16 protein-coding genes are annotated in these 23,628 nt (G+C 55.3%); 7 read left to right on the top strand and 9 right to left on the bottom strand.

The window, feature by feature from the left end; translation table 11 throughout:
* Window positions 1–93: 93 nt before the first annotated feature.
* Entirely contained in the window at window positions 94–1,047 is a 954-nt protein-coding gene (locus tag CGZ80_RS12315) for a cytochrome c (RefSeq protein ID WP_143543896.1), read from the bottom strand.
* A 346-nt stretch (window positions 1,048–1,393) separates the two neighbouring features.
* Between CGZ80_RS12315 and CGZ80_RS12310 the strand changes: the two genes are divergently transcribed.
* Both CGZ80_RS12310 and CGZ80_RS12305 read left to right on the top strand, forming a co-directional pair.
* Complete coding sequence (locus CGZ80_RS12310; protein ID WP_094414761.1) at window positions 1,394–1,753, top strand: hypothetical protein; 360 nt, start codon at window positions 1,394–1,396, stop codon at window positions 1,751–1,753.
* Window positions 1,754–1,756: 3 nt separating this feature from the next.
* A complete protein-coding gene (locus CGZ80_RS12305; RefSeq protein WP_094414759.1) occupies window positions 1,757–2,158 on the top strand; it encodes a DUF4430 domain-containing protein in 402 nt (133 codons plus the stop codon).
* Between the two features lie 114 nt (window positions 2,159–2,272).
* On the opposite strand, the gene CGZ80_RS12300 is transcribed toward CGZ80_RS12305, so the two are convergent.
* Together CGZ80_RS12300 and CGZ80_RS12295 are read right to left on the bottom strand one after the other, a co-directional pair.
* Window positions 2,273–3,040 carry a LuxR C-terminal-related transcriptional regulator gene (locus CGZ80_RS12300; RefSeq protein ID WP_094414757.1) on the bottom strand — a complete coding sequence of 256 codons (768 nt, stop codon included), beginning with the start codon at window positions 3,038–3,040 and terminating at the stop codon, window positions 2,273–2,275.
* A gap of 369 nt (window positions 3,041–3,409) precedes the next feature.
* Window positions 3,410–5,059 (bottom strand): isochorismatase family protein, encoded by a 1,650-nt coding sequence (locus CGZ80_RS12295; RefSeq protein ID WP_094414756.1) that lies wholly within the window; start codon window positions 5,057–5,059, stop codon window positions 3,410–3,412.
* A 244-nt stretch (window positions 5,060–5,303) separates the two neighbouring features.
* Here CGZ80_RS12295 and CGZ80_RS12290 point away from each other — a divergent pair, with 244 nt between their 5' ends.
* Window positions 5,304–5,837, top strand: a complete 534-nt coding sequence (locus tag CGZ80_RS12290) for a hypothetical protein (protein ID WP_094414753.1) — start codon at window positions 5,304–5,306, stop codon at window positions 5,835–5,837.
* A 5-nt stretch (window positions 5,838–5,842) separates the two neighbouring features.
* Window positions 5,843–6,187, top strand: a complete 345-nt coding sequence (locus CGZ80_RS12285; protein WP_094414751.1) for a hypothetical protein — start codon at window positions 5,843–5,845, stop codon at window positions 6,185–6,187.
* Here the strand turns inward: CGZ80_RS12285 and CGZ80_RS12280 are convergent.
* The 3 genes from CGZ80_RS12280 to CGZ80_RS12270 all read right to left on the bottom strand — a co-directional run bounded on the left by CGZ80_RS12280 (window position 6,184) and on the right by CGZ80_RS12270 (window position 13,740).
* Window positions 6,184–6,735: a hypothetical protein gene (locus CGZ80_RS12280; RefSeq protein WP_094414749.1), complete on the bottom strand. Its 552-nt coding sequence runs from the start codon at window positions 6,733–6,735 to the stop codon at window positions 6,184–6,186. The two genes, CGZ80_RS12285 and CGZ80_RS12280, sit on opposite strands and share 4 nt — an antisense overlap.
* Before the next feature lie 5 nt (window positions 6,736–6,740).
* A complete protein-coding gene (locus tag CGZ80_RS12275; protein ID WP_094414747.1) occupies window positions 6,741–10,796 on the bottom strand; it encodes a chemotaxis protein CheB in 4,056 nt (1,351 codons plus the stop codon).
* Between the two features lie 328 nt (window positions 10,797–11,124).
* Complete coding sequence (locus CGZ80_RS12270; RefSeq protein ID WP_233148384.1) at window positions 11,125–13,740, bottom strand: PSD1 and planctomycete cytochrome C domain-containing protein; 2,616 nt, start codon at window positions 13,738–13,740, stop codon at window positions 11,125–11,127.
* Window positions 13,741–14,162: 422 nt separating this feature from the next.
* Here CGZ80_RS12270 and CGZ80_RS12265 point away from each other — a divergent pair, with 422 nt between their 5' ends.
* A complete protein-coding gene (locus tag CGZ80_RS12265) occupies window positions 14,163–15,329 on the top strand; it encodes a hypothetical protein (protein ID WP_094414743.1) in 1,167 nt (388 codons plus the stop codon).
* Between the two features lie 303 nt (window positions 15,330–15,632).
* Window positions 15,633–15,911: a hypothetical protein gene (locus CGZ80_RS12260; protein WP_094414741.1), complete on the top strand. Its 279-nt coding sequence runs from the start codon at window positions 15,633–15,635 to the stop codon at window positions 15,909–15,911.
* Here CGZ80_RS12260 and CGZ80_RS12255 read toward each other — a convergent pair whose 3' ends face one another.
* The 3 genes from CGZ80_RS12255 to CGZ80_RS12245 are packed head-to-tail and all read right to left on the bottom strand — an operon-like array spanning window position 15,912 to window position 21,866.
* Complete coding sequence (locus tag CGZ80_RS12255) at window positions 15,912–19,061, bottom strand: efflux RND transporter permease subunit (RefSeq protein WP_094414739.1); 3,150 nt, start codon at window positions 19,059–19,061, stop codon at window positions 15,912–15,914. It lies immediately after the preceding gene.
* Window positions 19,061–20,311: an efflux RND transporter periplasmic adaptor subunit gene (locus tag CGZ80_RS12250; RefSeq protein ID WP_094414737.1), complete on the bottom strand. Its 1,251-nt coding sequence runs from the start codon at window positions 20,309–20,311 to the stop codon at window positions 19,061–19,063. Before CGZ80_RS12250 ends, CGZ80_RS12255 begins: the two co-directional genes overlap by 1 nt.
* On the bottom strand, window positions 20,304–21,866 hold the full coding sequence (locus CGZ80_RS12245) for a TolC family protein (protein ID WP_094414735.1): 1,563 nt from the start codon (window positions 21,864–21,866) through the stop codon (window positions 20,304–20,306). Before CGZ80_RS12245 ends, CGZ80_RS12250 begins: the two co-directional genes overlap by 8 nt.
* Window positions 21,867–22,188: 322 nt before the next feature.
* Between CGZ80_RS12245 and aroA the strand changes: the two genes are divergently transcribed.
* On the top strand, window positions 22,189–23,553 hold the full coding sequence (gene aroA / locus CGZ80_RS12240; protein ID WP_094414733.1) for a 3-phosphoshikimate 1-carboxyvinyltransferase: 1,365 nt from the start codon (window positions 22,189–22,191) through the stop codon (window positions 23,551–23,553).
* Window positions 23,554–23,628: the final 75 nt, after the last annotated feature.

Below are 23,628 nucleotides of genomic sequence, written 5' to 3'. Positions count from 1 at the left end.
AGTAGCGGTCGCTACCGCTGCTTTTGCGAAGTAAAAAGGCGACACTCGAAAGTAAGCAGGGTAAGGGCTCGAGCGGTCATCCGTCGTGGGCAGCTAGCGATACTCGCCGTGGCAATCATCACAGGATTGCATGATGCCCCCGACGCCACGACTGACCATGTCATAATCTTTGACTTCAACGCCGCGTTTTACCTCGAGTGCGGCGTTCATCATCGCTTGACTGTACTTGCGATAATCTTCGTCATCGGCGTCGTCCATTCCTTCCTGAATCAGAATACGTGCCATCGCGGCAAGGACTTCGGCGGGGCGTCTGACGTCACCCGGTTCGTTGTCAACGAGTTCTTTACTTGCGGAGGCTTCGCGGAGTTGATCGTTCAGCGTTTCGATGTAATTCATCAGCGGGGCGCGATCAGCGATCGACGACCAATCATTGCCCTCCTCCGCTTTGCGTCCGCGTAGTCCACCGCCGCTGATCAAATCTTGCAGGTCGTCTTTACGCGTTTTGGCTTCGTTAAATACTTGGGTTGTGCCGGCGTTGCAGTTGAATGCCGTTCGCGCGAGCAAGTCTCGCGCTGCGGCCGACTCTTCTTTCCAACGGATGTCACCTTTGTATTCGCTGGTGATGGCAAAGAGGCTGCTCAAGACCATCAGGTCAAGCCGGGCATCTTCATAGCCGCCGCTTTTGAACGGTCCTGGCGTTGTCACGACCGAATCGTAATGCAGCTTCATCCGTTTGACTTCGTCTTCGATCGACGTCGCGGTGATCAGCTTGTCCCACGGCCCATCGCCTCCGCTTGAATCGCCAGACGCGGTCGCTCCGGGCGTTACCGCGACACTCGTTGTTTTGGTTTGGCGGAGGGATTCGAGCGACGGACGGTCGCCCTGGATCGCGTCAGAGACACTGGGGAAAAAGATCCCTTGTGTCGATTTGGTGTCAAATTTAGGAGCCGGTGCACGCTTGTCGTCCGCCATCGCGACGAGGCTGTACAGACTGATGAACGCGGTGAAACCAGAGGCAAGTGCGACAATTTGTTTTCGGGTTGGCATTTCGCGATCGATCAATGGCAAGGGACAGTTCTCTTCCGTCAATGTAGCACTTCGAAGAACCGACTGGTCAGCTGCCGATAAAACTCTATACAGCGGCGAAACAGAATCTAAGAAACGGCGTCGTGCATTGTAGACAAACCTACCACGACCAAGATCGGGCGGCGGAGCCCGAATTGAATTTGCCGACCCCGATGATGGGGGCTTCACACACCAGGACGACGGCGTCTTTGCCGACGGAAGCTCGCCAGGCCGCGCCCGAAAAGGTAGCGAAACTGGCCCTCGATACCGGTGTTAGAACAGATGCGAACGGATTCCCATTCAAGTACGGATCGAGGGAAAAAAAACGATGAATGAAACCAATACAGAACGTGTGACTTGCAAGTGTCCTGGCGGACACAAAGTTCGCGGCGGAAGCGACCTGATCGGAAAAACGGTCCGGTGCCCACGCTGCAAAGAGAAGTTCGTCTTCGGGTACCAAATCCGCGAAACCGTGACGGACACCGCCGTCGTACGCATGCTGGGTGACTTTCCTAGCTTGCCTGTGGCGCCGATTGCAGAACAACCCACGATGCGTCCATGCGGTCGCTGCGGCATCGCGATTTCGACCAATGCAAGTGTCTGCAAGCATTGCCAGTGCTACGTCGGTCACCTGCCGGATTTCTTTGCACGGCTTAGTAATCCAAAAGGCGGATCGAACCACAACTGAACGATGCGACAAACCAATACGACCGCTGGCATCGTTTTGTCAGCACTGCTCCTGATTGGATGTGGAACGGAAAAAGTCAGCACGACTGAAACATCGCAATCCGGAGCCACCGGAACGGTAACGATTGAAATCATCCCTTCAGATGGCGAACCGCTTTCAGACTCGATTGAGAATGTGGCAGACGGCGCGACCCTTGAAACGGTGATGAGTCAAGTTGATGTCGCCCGCGTTACCCTTCGCGGCAGTGACACGACGGCGTTTGTCGAGTCGATTGATGGTCTTGGTACGACCAGTGGACAAGGATGGACGTTCAAAGTTGATGGCGAGTATGCCAATCAAGGAATTGGGCAAACACAATTACATCCGCCAACTACCGTCACTTGGACCTACGGCACGTTTGAGTAAGCGTCTGCCGATTAGCTGTGCGATCAAACAGAACGATGCCCGGACTGCGAACGCGGTTCCGGGCATCGTCGTTTCTTGGGAGGAGCGTTTTCGGAGATCAACCGAAGGCGTTGCTTAAACGCCTAAGTCGCCGAAGCCTTTCTCTTGCAACCGCACCAGCAACTTGATCATCTCCAAAGGCGACTCAACCCCCAATTCGTTTAAGATCGTGTTGCGGTGATTTTCAATCGTCCGCTTGGAAACTTCACGCTGTTGCGCGATTTCCATTGCGGTCATACCGCGGGCAAGCGAAACCGCGATCTGGCGATCCAGTTCAGGCAACTCATTGAATCGACGCCACTGATCAGCCAACAGAGCGCCTTTCGCGATTTCGTTGTCCGAATCGATAAACGTCTTCTCGACACGGGTAATCCCCAGGATGGCAAATGATCCTTGGCCGACACCGATGAGGGATTTCTTTGCCGAACGGAACAACGAGAGTTGCCCTTCGGAGTCGCGACCGTAGTGGTCAAAGACGGCAGACATACAGCCTTCGAGAATCATTTTGTCGGAGGCTTCCGAGATCGGAATAATCGTTCGGTGGAGGAATGAAGCACCGAATCGCCCGACCGGCAACTCGTCCGGGGTGAAGACGCGACGATAGGCTTCGTTGGAACACAACAAACGTTGGTCAGCTGACTTCAGATAGACCAAGTCGGATTCTTGGTTGATCAACGGTTCAAGCTGTTCCCCACGCTCCAGACTAGCGGCGACGATTGCGGCGATGCGATCTGCCGACTGGATAAAGTCAATCAGGTTGGATGTTGTATTGGGCACCAAGTCCACACCTGTTTGCAACACGGTTGGGGGGAGAGAGTCATTGCCGGGATATTTGTTTAGCATCGAGGGGGTTCCGCAACACAAGTCCGCGAAGAAAAACTCTCATCTCGCGGAATCTCTTAGGGGTATCACTTACAACGTTGGCAAAAAGTTCGATCGTGGGGTAGCGTCATTGATAGTCCGGGAGAGACCCGCCCAAGTCTTCGGGGCAATAGCGGCTTACGTGGCGGGTCCTCTTCCGTGCTTAATCGTGCGTCTACGCACCAGCCCTTTTCGCAAGGGTGTACTGTCGAACCTTGCACTTCTTACTTGGATCTTTGTGCAATTCTTTGCACGGCTCAGACTGCTTTCGCCGAAACGAACTTCGTTTTGCGAACTGTCATCCTAAGCTAACTTTAAAACAGCTTAAACGTCAACAAACGTTCTAAAGACTCAAGGAATGTTTCGATTGGCGGAGAGATGTTTGATTGCCTGTTGGAGCATTTCAACAAAGGCCGTTTCTGAAAAATCGTTCCAGTGTCCGAGCGACGTATAAAACGACAGCCCTCCGTCTTGACGCCGGTAGGTCCAAGCCACCGGCTCGTCGTCGATACCTTCCGCCCGACCGATGGCTAGTACGCTAGCATCACTTTCGAGTGGTCGCACTTTGTACAGTGAACCGCCCTGCTGAAAGGGCTTGAATTTCAACCAGCGAGCCGACTCACTTTGCGTCGATTGCGATGACGGGACCACTGTCGAACGAAGGCCGTTTGGGTGGTGGTCGGTGTAGTGTCCTCCGAAGACCTGGGCGTCGAATTCCGGCCAGTCGGATCGGCCCTCAGGAGCGTCCTGTTTGCGTAGACAAAACGCATGGCTCGCGGTGCGAATTCCGAGAACCGGTTTTCCCGCCGCGACAAATTGTTGAATCTGTTGAAGCTGTCCCGGCGGCAGTGTCTTTCGCCTCACGCTCACAAGGAGCATGTCGGCACTGTCGAGTTCATCGAAACCGATGAACGAGCCTTGATCTTCAACGGACTCAAGAATGTATCGAACGCGATAGTCGATCCCCAACTTCTGAACCGCAAAGGCTGGTAAAGTGATCGCCGTCTCGTATTCCGATTCGCCGATCATCATCGCAATCGTTGGGCGTTGATCCTTCGAAAAGCGGAACGCCTTTCCACCAAGAATTTGATCACTGGAAATCGTCGGGCAAACTGTCCGTTCGATGTATTGGATGATCAGATCGGTGCCAGTGAAGTGACTGACGTACGGTTTGGCGGCGGGGTTGTACATTGTGTCGGTGAGATCACGTACCAACACGGTATTGATCCCATTGCTCGCCAAGCGTCGCAAACCGAACGGCCGTCCCAAGACACACATGTTGGTATGGACTCCGACCAACATGACGTTCTCAATCGAATGGTTCTTCAGCAGACTCCATATCTCGTCGCCGCGATCGCTGATGAAGTCACGCGATGAATCGATCTCGATCGCATCCATCTGGCGTTTCCATGGGGCGGCCGGATCGCGTCCTTGCTCCATCAGTTTTTGATGCCAAGCTCGGTGCTCTTCCGGCGTGTCGTCTTCACCTCCGTCGGACTGGTCAATCGGATAAGGCACTTTTGATTCCGAATCGATTGAGTAGCACCAGTTGGCAATGTCGACTGGCAGTGGGGAAACCAACGGCTCTTGTTTTGCACGATGCCGGGCCGGATCATTCTCATAGGCTTGCATGCATCCACTTGGTGCGTGAATGATCGTTACGCCTCGCCGTCGTAATTGCTGCAAGAATCGATTCATACGCGGCGCCATTTCGGTCGCCCGTTGTACTGCTCGGTAACAATGATGCGAGTCCCACATATCGCAAACAATCACCGCAGACTTTTGGGGATCCCATGCCTGTTGCTGAACACGTGGCAGGAAGATCCGAGTGTCTTCCACTTGCTCTTGAGACCGCAAGGTCACGTTGATCGGATCACCGCTATCGTCCGAATTCGGCGACGCTTGGTTTGCGGATGCCCGATTTTGGCTTAGCGACAGGACGACTGTCGGCAACACTGCGGACAACATCACAAAGGACAAGGTCCAAATGCGAGTGATCATATTCTGATATTCGGTAGGTGGGGATCTTCAGGCGGGGGCGGCAATTCCGATCTCAGACGGGAGAATTTGCCGGAGTGCCATGATAGCCGATTCGACTGGGCGGGCGACCTTGCGGGGCAGCGAATGCGTTTGAATGCGTCTCAAAATTTGAGCACCGTTTTGCTGCCCGGATTTGTTGACTTCCCCCCGAATCGATCACACAATAGACAACTTGACTATAACGATCCCGCTCCGGAGCAAGCCGATGATTTGCCTATTCTCTCCTGCCCGTGACAACTTCTGTCAGCCGAGCGGCAAGTTGTCTGGCAATCGCCCGACACTGTTTCACTGCGGTTTGCGTCTGATGACGCTGGTTTGCATCGCGATCCAATTCAGCAATCTGCTCAGCGCTCAACAGCCATCGATGGACGAGTCTGCAGAGCAGCGGATGAAGTTCATGCAGCAGTCCGGTAGGACTTATGATGTGACCGATAAGTCAGGATCACGCTTGCGATTTGTTGATGAACCGGCGCTACGCTGGACGAATCCAGTCAGCGGCGTCAGCGATGGGGGACTGTTTTTCTGGTGCGATCAGGACGGCAAGCCACACGCTGCCGCGCAGATTTTCCTGATTCCCAAAACACAGCGAAAATGGCTTCACGAGTTCCAGTCACTTTCCGAGTCAACGTTCACGTTCAACTATGAAGGGCGACCGGTGTGGTCACCGAAATCTGCCGGCGTCGAATTCAAGCCTTTGCCAATAGCGATGCGCCACGTGCATCTGCCGGAGGGCGATTGATTCAAATGCGTCGCATCGCACAGCGGTTCACTGTCAACGACGACTTTGAAGGCGAAAACGAAGATCGCTTGCGATTGATGTCCAGCCCAGTTGCCCGCTATTCCAATTCCGAGGTGATTGACGGCGCGTTATTTATCTACGCGCACGGAACAGATCCGGAATTGTTTGTTGTGATCGAAGCTCGACGCACAGAAGACACCTCAACCTGGCACGTCGCGCTCGCTCCCATGACGGCCTATGCACTCCACGTCAAATTAGACGATCAACCTTACTGGGACATCCATTGGCGACAAGCACCGCTGCCAGTCACATCGAGCTTCATTAACTTTATCTATCCGCCGTCCCGCTAGAGTGCGGCCATCTTGTCACGACAGTGTTCGCAGATTCCCCAGATCACTGTTGCGGGCTGATCCGCGGCAAGAACCTTTGACTCCAGCACCAGTACATCCGCTTCAGCCCATTCGCCATCTCGGATTTTAAAGAGATTGCACATACTGCATTGGCGGATCGGCTGAAAACCTTGAAAGGCGCGTGTCAGGCGAATCTCTTGCTCGGTTCGTTTGACCACCCGCTGCGTCTGGCTGATGAACAGCACATTACCGTCTTCCCGGGTCAGGATCGTCATGCACATGTAGCGACGAAACAGCGGCGAATCGCAGCGGAAAGGGAACTCGACTGGCTTGCCGGAATCTCGCACCAGACAAAGCAAGCGTCGGTAAATGCTTTGCAAACTTGGGTCACGAATGTAGTTCCAAAGCGGTTTTCCGATGACCGAATCGGGATGCAGAGTCGTCCCTGCTTCGTTCGAATTGGCGAACTCTCCCCATTCTTCGTTTACATCAAGTAAGCGATCGTGTTTGTCGATTGCGTATCGGACCGTGGGGAGTGTGTTTTTCATCGGACCTAGCTCTCGATAATGCCGATTAAGCGTGCGATCGTCCGGATGAACTGTGTCCGGTTGATCGGCTTCGCCATGTGTTCGTTGCATCCCGCAGCCAACGCTTCAGCACGGTCGGAAGCCATCGCTGAAGCACTCAGTGCCAAAATCGGGCCGGTGTAACCGTCCTCACGCATCTTGGTCGCGGTTTCGAACCCGTCCATTTCTGGCATTTGGATATCCGTAACGACACAGTCGAACGGATCGTTTTGCTCATTCGCGGTAGCGCTTTTCTGTAGTCCGTCGCTGCCGTTTTCGGCGGTCGTTACACGTGCGCCGGCGTCAACCAAGATGTGCTCGGCGATGAATCGGATGTCACGACGATCGTCAATGACCAGAATCTTCTTGTGTTCCAAACTCGGCAACTGTTTCATCTGTTGCTGCCGTTTTACCATCGGTCCGCTCGACTTGCCGGGGACCCATGGCAATCGAACGGTGAAGGTCGCCCCTTCGTTCAGCCGACTGGAGACTGAAATTTCCCCGTTCATCTGGTGAACCAGTTGCTTGGTAATCGTCAGCCCCAAGCCGGTTCCTTCGTGCTTTCGCACTGAGGTATCATCGGCCTGGCAAAACGGTTGGAACAATTGCGGCAACATCTCTTCGGCAATCCCGCACCCGTCATCAGAAACTGAAATGGTGAAGTGATCAGCTTCGCGCTTGCATTTTAGCGTGACATGTCCGCCGGAAGCAAATTTGACCGCGTTGGTTAGCAGATTGAGAACGATCTGACGCAAGCGTCGACGGTCACCACAGATACTCCCAGAAGCAGACGAATCCAATTCCCAGCACAGTTCTACCTGCCCTGTTTCGGCCTTTGGCAGCACCGTGTTGTGACACTCCATCAACAAGGAAGGTAAATCGAAGTGATCACGATCGAGCTCCAGTGTCCCCGACTCGATTTTCGACAGGTCTAGGATCTCGTTAATAAGGTTCAGAAGGTGTTCGCCATTGCTGCGAATGATATCGATCGCGTTGCGGTTGTCGGGATCCGTCAACTGCTCGTCAAGGATATCGGCGAATCCCAAGATCGAGGTCATCGGGCTGCGAATTTCGTGGCTCATTTTGGCCAAGAAATCGCTTTTGGCGCGGTTCGCGCTCTTGGCCGACTCCATCGCCTCGCCAAGTTCCCGTTCGGCCCGTTTAAGCGAGCTGACGTTCGCAGCGGAAACATAGAACCCGACCACGATGCCTTTGCGATTGACGTCCGGGATGTACGACACCGACAAGTTGATGGTGCCTTGGGGCGTCGGGAGTTCTTGGTCGAAGTGTTGCGCGTGTCCATCCAAGACGGCATCGATATGCGGCTTACTGTTGCGATAGGCTTTCTCGCCGATCACGTCCGCGACATCACGTCCGATCACATCGTCTTCGTCACATCGAAGCCAATCGAAATAGGCTTGATTGGCGTATTGGTAAACCTCGTCACTGCTGACGTAGGAGACGAGAATTGGAACGGCATCGATCGCGCGTTGAAGTCGCCGTTGATACTTTTCGGCCAACCGCCTTGATTCGACGAGACGCGTGATGTCGGTCAACGTCACAATCACGCCGTCAATGCTTTCTTCCAACTGATACGGGTGCAATCGCAGGACGTAGTGATTGTCGTCGCGGTCTTCGACCTCTTGTTCAAACTTTTCGCCATCTTCGAGTACCTTCGTCGTCAGCGCCGTCAGGTCGTCTACCTTGAGCGAGTGAGAGAACGACGAGAGCGGACGCCCGATGTCTTGAGGCCGCAAGTCAAACACGGTTGCGACACGAGGTGTGAACCGGCGGATGGTCAGCGAATGATCAAGGAAGATTGTTCCGATATCCGTGCTGCCGAACAGGTGGTTGATGTCATCGTTCAGTTCACGCAGCTCGGCATTCTTGTTCTGGTACTCGACGTTAACTGTGTGCAGTTCCTCGTTAACGCTGTTGAGCTCCTCGTTGGTGCTTTGCAGTTCTTCGTTCGAAGAGATCAGTTCCTCGTTCGTCGATTGCAATTCTTCGTTACTCGACTCCAGCTCTTCGATGGTCGCTTGCAGGTTTTCGCGTGAGTGACGCAGTTCGTCTTCGAGTGTGTTGATTCGCTCGGACATTTCACGATCGTCCGTACTGAGCTGGATGGTTGCCGCGTCGGAATCGCGTTCTTCTCGCCCATGCAAAATCGATTCGAGAACATTGAATCGGATCAGGTACAACTCGGGCTCGTCGGTGTAACCCGACACCGGTTCGATGACGATATCAAGATCGCCACGTTCGCCATTGGGCATTTCGACACCGGTGACCGGCAATCGAACCTTTGCCTGATCCTTCCGCACACGGCGAAACAAGGCTGACAGCGGGGCCTGCATACTCGCAGGGGCGAGGTCAAGCAGGTCGTTGCTGAACATGCGGCGTGGCACCCGGAGGTAGCGTTCGATGCCGCCAAAACTTTCCAACACCTTTCGTTGCGAGTCGACCAGAATCGTTGCCGGCATTACCTGATCTAAAATGCGATCGTAATACCGCATCCGTTCGCGTTGTGGCGAGCGATCGCTTTGAATCGAATAGGGATCCAAGTTTGCCTTCGGTTGGATTTGCAATGGCAAATCGATGCCGTGAGGCAACCTCGCATTTCGGCGCTTCGAGTACACCTTGCACTTTTCGTCAAAGGTAACAAATTCGCTACTCAGTCGACCGGTGGTTTCACTTGGCCCCAAGAACAGGATGCCGCCTTGCCGTAACCCGAAGTGGAACATCGACAGGGCTTTCCGCTGCCCATAGGTATCGAAATAAATCAACAGGTTCCGACACGAAACCATGTCGATGTCGGTGAATGGTGGATCTTGAAGCACATTGTGGATCGCGAAAACAACCGACGTGCGAATGTCTTTGCCAATCAAATAGCCTTCGCCACTGCGAACGAAGAAACGCTCCAAACGCTCCAAAGACACGTTGGTCAACGTGTCCGACCGGTAGTAGCCTTGGGCACCGATTCGAATCGATCCGGGATGCACATCGCTTGCAAAGACTTTGAAACCGACGGGAGATTTCAAACGCTCGCGTGTCTCGCTGAGCACCATTGCCATGGAGTAGGCTTCTTCACCCGTCGCACATCCTGACACCCATACGCGAACGCCTTTCTTGGGATCGGCTTCGCGGAACAGCTTTTCGACGATGTTCGCTTCGAAATAATCCCAACACGCCGGATCCCGAAAGAACTTCGTCACGCCGATCAACATGTCGCGATAAAGTTCGTCGACTTCTTCGGGTTCCTTATGCAGGATCTGCAAGTATTCCTTCAACGTCCGTACGCCGCGCATCGCCAACCGTCGATCGAGTCTTCGCGTTACCGTCGATGACTTGTAGTTCGCAAAGTTGATGTGGCAATGGTCGCGTAGTATACGGAAAATCTGTTGTTGTTCGTCGTTGCGGTCATCCCAGACGCCGCACTCGTCTTGCTCGGAAAGCCACATCGCGATCTGTGAAGCCATCGAATCGGGCGGCAATGTAAAATCGACAATTCCGGTGGATGCCGCGGCATTGGGCATCCCCGAAAATTTTGCCGTCGCTTCTGACTCCACTGCAACGACGCCACCCGCTCGATGGATCGCGACGACTCCTCGCGACCCGTCGCTGCCGGTGCCCGAAAGAATGATCCCTGCCTTGGCGACCCCGGCGACCGCCGCCAACGAAACGAAAAATCGGTCAATCGGTAAGTGTGGCACCTCGCTGCGATTTTGATCGTGAAGCCGCACCGTAAAGTCTTCCAGCGTGACCTCTTTCTTCGGAGGCAACACGTAGACATGGTTTGGCTGAAGAATTTGCCCCTCTTGTGCGATCGCCACCGGCATCTCGGTGTGTCGCTTGAGCAGCGAATCCATCATCGTTTCGTGGTTTGGCGACAAGTGCTGGACCACCATGTAGGTGGCTTGCAGCGACGAATCCACGCCATCGAAAAAACGCTCTAGCGATTCCAATCCACCAGCCGAAGCACCAATCCCGACGATGCATTTGGGATTGGCGGAAGATTCAGTCGATTCGTTCGTTTCAGTGGGCATACGAGTACGGGAATCTCAGAAGAGCGGCGCTGGCTAATTTCAAGAAACGTCACGAATTGTATCGGGAAGAAAATGGATTGAATCCCCACTACTCCCATCAACCGTTGCTCAGTCGCCATTATCACGTTCAATTCTTCTGCATTGGTTACCGATGCCGTTGATTGCACCCCTTCTACTAAGGATTTTTTGGACGCTTAACTTCCATCATGCAAGTGAGTTGATCGAAAAACGACCAGTGGCGAAGTCTCAGTTTCGCAGCAGCGAACTCATTGCCCGTTCCTTGCGGCTCCGCCGCGCGTTGAGATCTTTCTTCTGAAGGCACGTTTTCTCAATCAACGAACGCGAATTCGTTGGAAATCATCAACGCTTGAATCAGTTGTCCCAACCGGTCAAGTGGCTCGACCGATTCTGCGGTCAGCGGCCCCGAGAAGTCACCAGACGAATCGGCGACGAAGGTCTGGTTGTTGTCGCCGATCAGTTCGATGTGGCTATTGAAATTGAAACTGTCAAAGCTATCCGAAGACCGTGGAGCGATCATAAAATCCACAGCTTGCCCCGCAGCAACCGTCCCCTGTAAATCGTCGAAGGATTGCTCGCCGTCGTGTTGAACAATCCGTCGCAGGAGTTGATCGCCAATCCAAATCGACAACTCGACTCCGTCACCTTGATCATTGGGGTGACGGATCATTCCACGAATGGAAACCGTCCCGTTTGCCGGTGCGATCCATCGTTTGACAACCGCATGACGTCGGCCCGGATGGCCGTTGTCTTTCCCAAGTGACGCATAAGCCAATTCGCTACTCGATGGAAGCGTTTCGGCATCTTGCCAAGTCGCACCGACGAATCGGTTCAGTGCTTCAAAAGGTTCAAAACTGCCATCTTTGTTTATCAGGGCAGTACCGTATCGCCATGCCAGTCTGGAATCAAACTCGGGTTCAAGTTCGACCACCGGCCGCGCTAAGAATGCCACCGCGGCCTGCGCCTCGACGGTGGACGGTTCACGCGAATAGATGCGTCGAAAGGCGTGGCCAACTTGCTCGAGGGGATCGATGGTTGACTGTGAAATCTGTTCGCCCAAACGATGCGACAACACACCGACTTGTGGATGGTTCATCAAGAACAACGCTTGCTGCGGCACGGTGGTTTGAAACCGCTTGGGCGCGTGACTGTCTGGAGATGCGACGTCGAAGGTACGGAACAGTGAAGGCAGGTTTTGACGATCGATCATCGCATAAAGCGTCCGCCGCGAAATCGGATTGGTTTTGTGAATCTCGACCGGTTCGCCGCCTAGTTGGCGATCGAGCTGCCCACTGACCCAAGTCATGGAATCACGCAATGATTCGAAGTCTCTGCGGCGGCGGTTACCGCGTGCGAGGTAACGATTGTCAGGGTCAATCTCGATCGTTTTCGCATTGGTCACGACCGCCGATTGTGCATAGACCCTCGAGTTGACAATCCGACGTACCAATCGTTTGACGCTGAAGTGTGTCACGAACTCTGACGCCAACTCATCCAAAATCTCAACAGAAGGCGGCGCAGCGGTGCGGACGCCGAAGTCGCTGGTTGAATCCACAAATGGGCGACCGATCAGCTTCATCCAGATCCGATTGACAAACACGCGAGCGACAAGCGGATTGTTCGGATCTGCCAATCGCTCGGCAAGTTCCAGCCGCCCGCTGCCGTCACGGAATGGCTGGTCGTCGTCACTGCGGAGCGCGGTCAGATATTGCCGTGGTGCGACCTCTCCTCGATTGCCCGGCTGGCCTCGGATGAAAATCTGGCTATCGTGCGGGTCACTTTTATCGACCATCATCAAGGGACTGGGACCATCCTCTTTTGTTTCGCTGCTCTCGATGATCCCTAGCAGCGAGTAGTAATCTGATGCCGGAATCGGATCGAACTTGTGATCATGGCAACGCGCACAAGCGACGGTCATACCAAGTAAACCGCGGGAGACAACATCGATACGATCGTCGATGGTGTCGAAGCCATTGAGGTATCGTCGTCCGATGGTGATAAAACCCAACGCGTCTAAATTGCCAGCTTCGTTGTTGGGATCAAAGCGATCCGCTGCCAATTGCAAACGCACCATTTCGTCGAATGGCATGTCTGAACCATAGGCCTGGACAAGCCAATCTCGGTAGCGTTCGCTGCCTTTCAAGCGGCGTTCTTTTCCCGCCAAGGTGTAACCGATCGTGTCCGCGTAGCGGGCAACATCCATCCAGTACCTCGCAAAACGCTCGCCGAAATCGGGAGCCGCCAATAAGCTTTCGATCAAACGCTCGCGTTTGGTTTCGTCATCGGACTCGACATAGCGATTGACTTGTTCGGCCGTCGGCGGAATGCCAACCAAGTCGTAGTACAATCGGCGGATCAACTGCGCATCGCTGACCGGTTCGCCGACGGTCAACTCGGCCTGTGAAGCAAGCTCACGGGCGAGTGAATCGATCACGTCGCGGTCTTCCGGATGCGGCAACTCAGGTGACTGCGCTCGTTTGGGTGCGACGTATGCCCAATGAGAACTGGGGTCGATGTCCATCGGCGACATTGACTCCACATCATCACCGGAGTCAGTGCGTGGATCGGGCGCGCCTTGTTCGATCCATTGGCGAAGCGTTTCGATCTCGGCGGCTTCCAGCTTACCTTCCGGAGGCATCTGCAGTTCGGCGTTGTCATAGCGCACCGCAACCATTAGCAAACTGGCATCGATATTCCCCGGGACCACCGCCGGCCCAGTTGCGCCGCCTTTGCGAGACCACGTGGCACTGTCCAGCCGCAAGTCACCGGAGCTTTCGCCGGCTTCGGCGGAGTGACAGTCATAGCAGTGGGCGACCAATAAGGGACGCACTTTCGATTCAAAGAAAGCTTCCTGCTCAGGCGTCAAAGCTGCGTCCGGTTCGGCAGCAATCGCCAATGGTGCCGACAGGAGACCAATGCAAAACACCGGACACAAACAAACAGCAAGAAGCTCGCACAACGGTGGTACCGACACGCGCAGCAGTGGCCTGATTGAAATCATAGAAGGCGTCAACGCACAGTCTGGAGGGCTGGAGGTTTGTCAAAGGCCAATCGGAGGGATGACAAGCGTCATGATTGGTCTGAACGACAAACGTGGTGGGACAACGATCCTGGGCAACCAACAAGATAACCGGATCAACACCTAGACACCAAATGAGAGTCAAAAGATCGACAGAGTTTCCACATCGCAAACTTTGCCTAGCTGCTGCCTGCGGATTGGAAAATCGCGGTCTCGATGCTTCGTAAGCAGAAGAGCATTTCCAGTTTCACGTTTGATCGGATAGCGTACGTGACCTATATCGAAGTTCATCGTTTCTTCTTTTTTTCCCCAAGGAACTCGCCGCCACGATGGATCAGGAAGAATTCAACGGAAACGCCATCCCGGCTGACCAAGACATCAACGCACAAGTTTCAAACGACGCCGCAGCAAGCAGCGACGTGCACTCCATGCAACCGGTTGACGAAGTCGCAGTTCAAACGGCTGATGAAGCCCCGTTCGACACGGACGCCCCCGTCGGGCTCACCGAAGAGCCTGTCGAGCTTACAGAAAACTCTGCCGAGCTGGTTGAAGAGCCCGCCGATTCCCCCGCCGAGGCCATCGAGGACGGTGACCTGGACGAAGCCAAAGCCGCCTGGGAGAACGCCGAAAACGCCGCCCAGCCCACCGAAAACGACCCCCAAGCCGTCACCGCCGAAGACATCGAGCGAGCCAGCGAACTGGCCGAGCCCTTTGTCGGAATGTGGAATAAGTTGATCAGCACGACCAACTGGGAAAAAGGCAAGATCATCAGCGAGTGGCGAGCGAAGTTGATCGCCTCTGGAGTAGATGCGACACAGTACAGCGACGAAGCTTGGTCAAAACGTGTTGGTGGTGTGACCTCACCCCACGTCGGTCGCCTGCGTCGTGTCTATGAACGCTTCAATGACTCTTATCAGAGCTACGAAGGACTTTATTGGAGCCACTTCCTCGCAGCTCTCGACTGGGAAGACGCCCCTCTCTGGCTGGAGGGAGCTACGAAGGAGAAGTGGAGCATTTCGGCGATGCGTGAGAGTCGCTGGAAAGCCGAAGGTGCTGTCGAAAGCAATCGCCCCACGGCTAGCCAAGTGGTCGAAGTTGACCTGGATGAGGATGTCACCGAATCCGCCGTCCAAGGTGAAAAGGAAGAAGGCGGCAAAAGTCGCGAGTATGACAACGAAGGCTCACCCACCGCCGCCGGCCCGACTTTCGAAGGCCCCGATTTCGGCGAGGAAGAAGAGCTGCAAACGATGGCCGGGCAAGCACCACCCGCACCTGGCGGCGAGACCGCGGTGAAAGAGGAAGGCGAAGCGTCCACGCAACCGCTCGATCCCGTGCAACCGTTCATGGGACTGCCTGAATTGCCAGACGATATGTCGGATGCGATCGAGTCGATCAAGCTCGCCATCTTGCGTCACAAATCCTCAGGCTGGCGGGACGTCGACCAGGACACCGTTCAGCGGTACCTCGAAGCCGTTGGCATCATGCTTCGCGCCTAGGCGTATCTGCCTTACGTGCTGACCGATTCGCCGTGCTTTCAGCATTGCTTGCATCGGTCGGCACGCGGGATGCATCCTAAGTGTGTTATCTGCGTCGGCGTTGGCTGACGGATCCGCTGACGGATCCTCATGCGTGTTCAAACCGAGCACGCTAGCCTGGATTCGAGATCCGACTGAGCACGCCGCAGGTTTTTCTGGGAACTTTCCGAGATTCGCTCAAGTCAATCTATCGCACAGTGAGCGGATCCTGGGAAGCTCCGGATCACGGATGTCTTCTCCCCTTTTTGCTGATGATGGATCGTCATGCTAGGCCCACTTGAACTAATTAACGTCTTCGAATCACTGGTCATGCCACTGATCGGATTGTGGGTCCTGCTTTCCACCAAACTCTCAATTGGCGAAGAGCTGGTCCGTGCAGAAAAACGCTTTATCGCAACCTTGGTCGTGATGAGCTTGATCACGCTACGCACCGTCGCCGGGCTTCATGATGCTTGGCTGATCCACATGGTGACCCTCGCCGCGATGGTTCTGGGCGTGTTTATCATCCCCGGACGAAGCGACCAAGAAGTCGCCGCCTATTGATCAGGACTGCTCGCGACGAAAGATCATCTGGATGTCTTCCAAGATCAAATACAGGCAAGGCACCAACACCAAGATGATCGCTGTCGAAAACAGAATTCCGAATCCGAGCGAAATAGCCATCGGAATGATGTACTGAGCTTGAAGCGAGTCTTCAAAAATCAGCGGTACCAATCCGCCGAACGTTGTCAGCGTCGTCAACAAGATCGGACGAAAACGACGAACGCCAGCCTGTGAAATGGCCTCATACGCCGAACAGAATTTTCGTCGTCGGTTTGCGTAGTCAATCATGATCAACGAATCGTTGATCACGACACCAGACAACGCGATCACGCCCATCAGGCTGACCAGCGAAATGTCGTAGCCGAGGACGATATGGCCAAGCACCGCGCCGACAACGCCGAACGGAATCGCGACCAGCACGACCAATGGTTGGACATAGCCGCGAAAGGCGATCGCCAATAACGAATAGATCACCGCCAGTGCCAACCCAAACGATCCCCATAACGAAGACGTCGCTTGGCGCATTTCCGCGTCACTGCCTTCGAAGCTCCATGTGATTCCTGGATAGCTCTCGCGCATCTCCGGCAGAACTTCGGTTCGCAACGCCTGGATCACTTGCGTCACCGCACGTTTGGGCTCAACATCCATCGACACATTGATCACCCGTCGACCGTCGCGTCGTTCGATCGAACGAAAGGCCAGCGTTTCCTCCACATCAGCCACGTCCAGTAACGGAACTTCCACACCCGACGGTGCACGGATCACCAAGTCTTCGAGACTGTAGATGTCTTCGCGCTCGTCCTCGGGAAGCTTGACGCGGACTTCGTTCTCGTTGGTGCCACGCAGCAGCCGCAGCGCCAGCGATCCGAAAAACGCCCCGCGCAATTGTTCGCCCAATTCTTCGTCGGTTAAACCGAGAGCGCGGCCTTCGGGACGCAAACGAAAATCGTATTGGACCTTCCCCTTGTTGTAGCTATCGCTGACGTCGCGAACATTGGCAAACCCTTCGCATCGCTCAACCAGCATCTGCGATGCCTTTTCGAGCACCCCGATATCGCTGTGGCTAAGGTCGATGCTGATCGCGCGGCGATAACCGCCGGGGCCGCTTTCGGCTTCAAAGGTGACTTGGTTGACACCGGGCAAATCGCCGATCGAATCACGCCACAAGTCGATCACTTCTTTCGCCGTCATGTCTCGCTGGTCCGGCGGCTTCATCACGATTTCGACATCGATAAAGCTCTGACCGCGGACGTTGGTTTTGATTCCCTCGGCGACTTCGTAAAGATTGTGCTCTTCAAACATCTTCAAGCTCGCCTTGGTCACCGCGTCAGCGATTTCCGCCGCTTGAGCCTGCGTCGTTCCGACCGGCATTCGCACCCCGGCTTCGATTTCGTCGGCGGAAACTTCGGGCATCAAAATCATGCCCATGTGCGCGCTCGTCGCGTATCCGGTCACCACCAAAAACAACGCCAGGGCGATGCTGGCGGTGACGTATCGAAATCGCAAGCACAGCAACAACACCGGCTGAAACGCGATTTCGATCAAGCGATTGAACCCGCGGCTGAACGCTTGCTGTGCCGAATGCAGAATGCCGCCGATCCCGCCACGACGACCGGCCTTGCGGGCATGCGCCAAGTGGGCGGGCAAGATGAACAGTGATTCAAGTAGTGACAAAGTCAGGACCAAGATCACCACGACGGGCAGCGGTCCCCAGAACTTGCCCGTCTCGCCAGGGATAAACATTAGCGGCACGAACGCGACGATGTTCGTCAGAATGCTGAATACCACTGGGCCGGCGACTTCACGCGTGCCCTCGATCGCGGCCAATTCGTCGTTACCGGTTTCCAGGCGTTTCTCGTAGACGTTCTCTCCCACCACCACGGCGTCATCGACGACGATGCCAAGCACGACTAAGAAACCGAACAGCGAAATCATGTTCACACTGACATCGGCAACCGGCAGTAACAACAAGCCGCCGATGAAGGAAACGGCCATTCCCATCATCACCCAGAACGCGAGGCGAAACTCGAGGAACAGGGCCAAGATCAACAGCACAATGACCACGGCCATGATCGCGTTTTCGATCACCAGGTTGAGCCGCCGGCGAAACTCTTCGGCATTATTGCGGTCGACACGCCATTTCACGCCGGGTGGCAGGACGCTTTCAAACCCAGCCATCGTTTCGGCAACCGCATTTGCAACATCGCTTGGTGATTGCGACCCGGTGCGATAGATATCCAGCTCGACCGATGGCGTTTGGCTGAACTGTGAATGGAAGCCGACCTCTTCGAAACCATCGCGGATGGTCGCGATCTGATCCAGCGTGACCGCTGGCCCATCGCGCCCGCTGACAATCTCCATCGCCGCAAATTCGTCGGCCCATTGTTTGCGTGCCTTCACTCGCAACAGGATTTCACCCGCATTCGTCTGCACTGAACCGGCTGGCACGTCTTGGCTGCTCGTTCGAATTGTCTCTGCGACATCAGAGAGCGTCAGCCCGTATTCACGCAGCCGCTGACGCGGGATTTCGATATGTGTCACATAGGCTGGCACACGGCGCAATTCGACCTGCGTGATCTGTTCGTGAGCTTGCAATTGATCGCGAAGCTGTTCGGCTAACTGGCGTAGAGCCCAGACATCGATCGGCCCGTACAGCGAGATTTGCAACGCTTCACGCTGCTCGGATTGCAGCCGCACTTCGGGCTGCTCGATCTGATCGGGGAACGTACGAATGCGATTGACCGCCTGATCGATATCCTGAAACGCCTTCATGCGCTCCTGGCCTGCGACCAATTCAATCATCACTTGGCCGCGTCCTTCGCGAGCCTCACTGGTGATTTCTCGAATGCCTTCGACAGCGCGAATTGCACCTTCGATCGGACGCAAGATACCTTGCTCGACCTCTGCGGGTGACGCCCCGGGATAGCCTACCGTGACTTCGACAATGTCGAGCTGGAACTGGGGGAAGACTTCTTTTTGGATCGCAAACGCCGACCAAATTCCGCCACCGAGCAGAATGAACATCAGCAAGTTGGCGGCGATCGAGTTATGCGCCATCCAGGCAATCGGGTCGCTGATCGAAACAGGCTTTGATTCGACTGTTTGCGTCGCTGGATCCTTTGCCAGCTCCTGGTCGGGTGAGTCCTGCATCACTCCGCCGCCCCGCCGCCTTGGGGCTTTCCTGGCGTATCTGCTGCGCCGTCGTCTTCGTCACTGATTCGACGCAAACCGACACCATCGGCAACTGTCGCCAATGTTGTCATCACAATTTCATCGCCGTCATCCAGGCCGCTCGAAACGTATGCGTATTCGGCGTCTTGAAACACGATCTCGGCATCACGGATTTCAAGTTTGTCGTCCTTCATCACCCAAACGGTGTCGGAATCACGCACCAACTTTCTTGGCAATCGAAAGACATCGTCGATCGGTTTGCCTTCGATTTCTGTTTCAATCAAAGTTTCCAAAATCAACGGCGGCTCGTCCGAGTCTAGGCCGAGTGGATCGGGGATGGTGACGAGTACGCGTGCTAAACGAGTTTGCTGGTCCAGTGAACCGATCATGCGAGCGACTTTGCCTTCTCGTTCGACTCCTGCGGGCCAAGAATCTGGATTGCGCAGCCGCACCGATGAACCGCCTTCACCGGCTTTGTCCGGGAAGTCAACCCAGCGCAGGCTGCGTACAGGCACGGTCGCAATGATCCAGTATTCGTCGACTCCAACGAGTTGTCCCAGGTCATCGCCCGTTGCGACTTGCGATCCGACGTTCACGGAACGGCTCAGGATTTGTGCATCGAAAGGGGCGATGATTTTCGTTCTCTCGAGGTCCAGCTTTGCACGCTCGATCGCGCCTTCGGCGGCACTGACTTCGGCGCGAATCGATGCGATCTGCGGCTCACGTAAAACCAAGGCTCGGTTCGTGTCGTTGATCGTCCCTTCCAGCATTTCCAGTTCTTTCTTGGCCAAGCTTTGGCGGCCTTGTTCGATGTCCAGGGACGCCTGAGCCTGGGCGAGTTCGCTTTCGCTGATCGCCAATGCGTTCTCGAAATCCGCCGGGTCGATTCGCAGCAGCAACTCGCCTTGTTGAACCATTCCGCCGGGAACGAACTCCGACGACAGTTCGACGACTTGGCCGCGAACGCGCGGGCTGAGCGAGATACTTTGTGCGGGCTGGACTTTGCCAAGCACAACCAATTTCGGGGCATAGCTGCCGCGGTGGACCACGATGGTTTCGACCAAAGCCGACGACTTTCGTGTGGCAGTGATTTTTTCTGCCGTCGGTTCGGTGCGATTGATCACGATGATCGCCGCGACTGAAGCTCCCAGGATCGCGACACAAGCGACTAGATTTCCCAACACGCGAAGCGCTCGCCAAATCAGTCGTTTTTTTGGTTCGTCATTCATCTAGATCAATCTCGGGAAGACGCTCCACCGTCTTGAGAAGTTGTTCGAAGTCGCCGGAATTGTCCGGCGGGCCCGGTTGTGGTTCCTGATCCGGTGCCAGTAGTTCGGCCGCGTCCAAGGCGGGAACGACGTTCAGGCTTTCGCCCTGCGGCAAATCCTCGATTTCGACCGTCACCGTTGGTTGGGAATCGAACCCGCCAGCGAGTGCCAAGTACAACGAGACCCGGATCAGAAGTAATTCTAGTTGCGCGGTCAAAGTTTCGCGCTGCAATCTTTGCTCGGCGGTGATCGCACTCAGTACGTCCAAGTAATCCGCGTCGCCAATGTAGTATTGCTCCAACAGAAGCTCCGCGGCCTGATCCGCGAATTTGGATTGTGCCCTGAGGTGTTTGAGTCGTTCGATTTGGTATTTTTCTTGCGCCAAGCTGTCTTCGACTTCACGAAATGCATTCAGCATCGTATCGCCGTATTCGTTGAAACGCTGCCGCACGACCGCACCGGTGCGAGCGATTTCGGCGCGGCGTTGGCCACCGTCAAACAACGGCCCCACCAGCTGTGCACCGATCGAAACGAACCAGTCGCGAAACAGGTCTTCCGATCGGCGAGCCGAATTGAGCAATGATCCGGTCAGGTTCAGCCGCGGAAACTGGTCCGAAATCGCTGATGCGAGATCTCTGTCTGCAGCCATAAAGGCAAGGTAATCGCGACGTACGTCTGGACGCCGCTTCAGCAACTCGGCCGGCAACCCGGTCGCTGGCATCGGCGGCAATTCCGGTAACTTTCGTCCTGTGGCATAAGTCGCCTGCTGTGGCAGTTGCCCAAGCAAAATCGCCATCTGGTGCTCAAGCACTTCGATGCGAGATTTAACGACCACCGATTGCTCCAGGGTGGATTCGACAAGTTGACGTTGCCGTAAAACGTCCGGCAATCGGACCTGCCCCAATCCGAAGCTCGCTTCTTGCCGCATCAAACCCATTTGGTTGGTTTCGATTTGGTTTTCTAACAGTGCCAATTGAGCGTGCGCTTCGATCAACGAAAACCAAGTTCCTGCCACATCTGCGGTCAGTGCTAGCGCGATCGCTTGGTAATCCGCTTGCGTCGCCGATGCACGAAGCTGCGCAGCCTGAACATACGACTCGATACGGCCCCACAAATCCACGGGATAACTTGAGTCGAGCCCCCACACATAGGATTTCGTATCCGGCCCTGGGCCGAAGGTATGTGATCCCGAAGCGACTATATTGACATCCGGCAGCAGGTCCGATGCTTGTCTCCGGGCGAGTGCACGCGACGCATTAATCCTCTGAATCGCAGCGGCAAGCGTGAAGCTGCCGCTAAACATCTGCTCGACTTGTTGATTCAGTCCGTCGTCTTCGAACGTGATCCACCACTCATTCGGAGCGGGGACGTTGCCGCCTTCGGAAAACTTGGGCGGTGGTTCTGCGGTGAAACGCCCGGCGGGCTTTGTTTTCACCGCGCAGCCGCACATCCCGAATACAAAACAGGTGAGGATGGGGGCGATCAACCCCTTGCGGACCGGTACGAGTCTGTTCATGCCTGTGATCTAGGGCTTTGAACTTCGCGATAGCAACCCCAATCACGCCGTCGGCACCGCGATCGGCCTTTGCGAGACGAAAACGGATGCCGAACAGGACGATCGGGTATTTCCAGCTTTACCGGCTGTCCCGCCATCGAACCCGCTGCTTTCATGAACGTTCTATTCGATAGCCCGCCCTCAGTGGCAATCTAGCGGGATTGATCGAACCTATAGGTGACGGCGATACTGATGCCAACGATGCAGGACGGCTTGCGATGTTCGCTCGTCCAGATTCGGTCGCCCCATTCGGTGCTTCATTTTCCTCTGTTTGCCTAGTTTCATGTCATCCCCCACCTCCGTCGATCCGCCGGCCAGTGTCACCGTGATTCCTGGGGGGCCGGTCCGCGGCAGCATCCGTCCTCCGGGGAGCAAAAGCTTGACCAATCGCGCGTTGATCTGTGCGGCGATGGCTAAAGGGTCATCGAAGCTGACCGGTTGTCTGCGCAGCGAGGACACGGCCGTGATGATCGACAGCTTGCAAAAGTGCGGTGTCAAAATCGAAGTCGACGGGGACACATTGCATGTCGATGGCAGCCAGAGATTCGCGCCGCGTGAAACGGTTGAACTTTTTATCGCCAACAGCGGTACCAGCGTACGCTTTCTGACCGCGGCATTGTCAGCGGCCGGCGGCATGTATCGCTTGTCAGGTGTCCCTCGCATGCATGAACGCCCGATCGCTGATTTGGTCGACGCACTCACTGAGGTCCAAAACGGTGCAATCCGGTGTGAATCCGATGGCGGATGCCCTCCGGTGATGATTGAATCAAACGGCTGGAATGACGCACTGATCACCGTCGCCGGAAACGTCAGCAGCCAATACCTCAGTGGCTTGATGATGGCCGCGCCGATCGCGATTGGCGATGCGATTGATTCAGTCACGATCCGTGTCACCGGCGAATTGGTTTCACGTCCCTATGTCGACATGACCGCCGAAACAATGCGTTCCTTTGGCGCGGTCGTTGACATCGAAGACATTCAAGACAATGGCGAAAGCACGGTGAATGTCGTCGTTCGCCAAAACGGTTACCAAGGCGTCGACTATGCGATCGAGCCAGATGCTTCGGCCGCAAGTTACTTCTGGGCCGCCGCCGCAATCACCGGTGGCGAGGTCACTGTGAAAGGCTTGACGCCAGATGCGATGCAAGGCGACGTTGGGTTTTGCAACGTGCTCGAGCAGATGGGCTGCACCTTCACCCACGACGATGACTCGATGACGATTTCAGGCCGAGCCAGCCGTGGTGTGGATGTCGACATGAATCACATCAGTGACACCGTTCAAACCTTATCGATCGTCGCCTTGTTCGCCGATGGTCCCACTCGCGTTCGCGGCGTTGCCCATAACCGTTTCAAAGAGACGGACCGCATTGGCGACCTCGCTTGTGAACTGCGAAAACTGGGTGCAACGGTCGAAGAACACGAAGACGGGATGACGATCACGCCACCTGCAAACGGTGTCCAGCCGGCAACTCTGGAAACCTATCACGATCACCGCATGGCGATGAGTCTGGCGTTGGCGGGCTTGTCGGCCGAAGGTGTTCAGATTTTGGATCCATCGTGCACTGTGAAGACCTATCCTGAGTTTTTCAAAGACCTCGAAGAACTGCTCGGGCGACCACACCAATGGGCCGACTCGGCCGTGGAGTAACAGCGTTCTTGCCGCAGCGGCCCGCTCTGCTGAGCGACCTGTTCTGCGGTTCAACCCGGTGCGTCTTGGGTGAGC

The sequence above is a fragment of the Rhodopirellula sp. MGV genome, assembly GCF_002251265.1.
Lineage (GTDB): Bacteria > Planctomycetota > Planctomycetia > Pirellulales > Pirellulaceae > Stieleria > Stieleria baltica_A.
The sequence above is the reverse complement of the archived record's forward strand: the minus strand, read 5'-3'. Positions and strand labels throughout refer to the sequence as shown.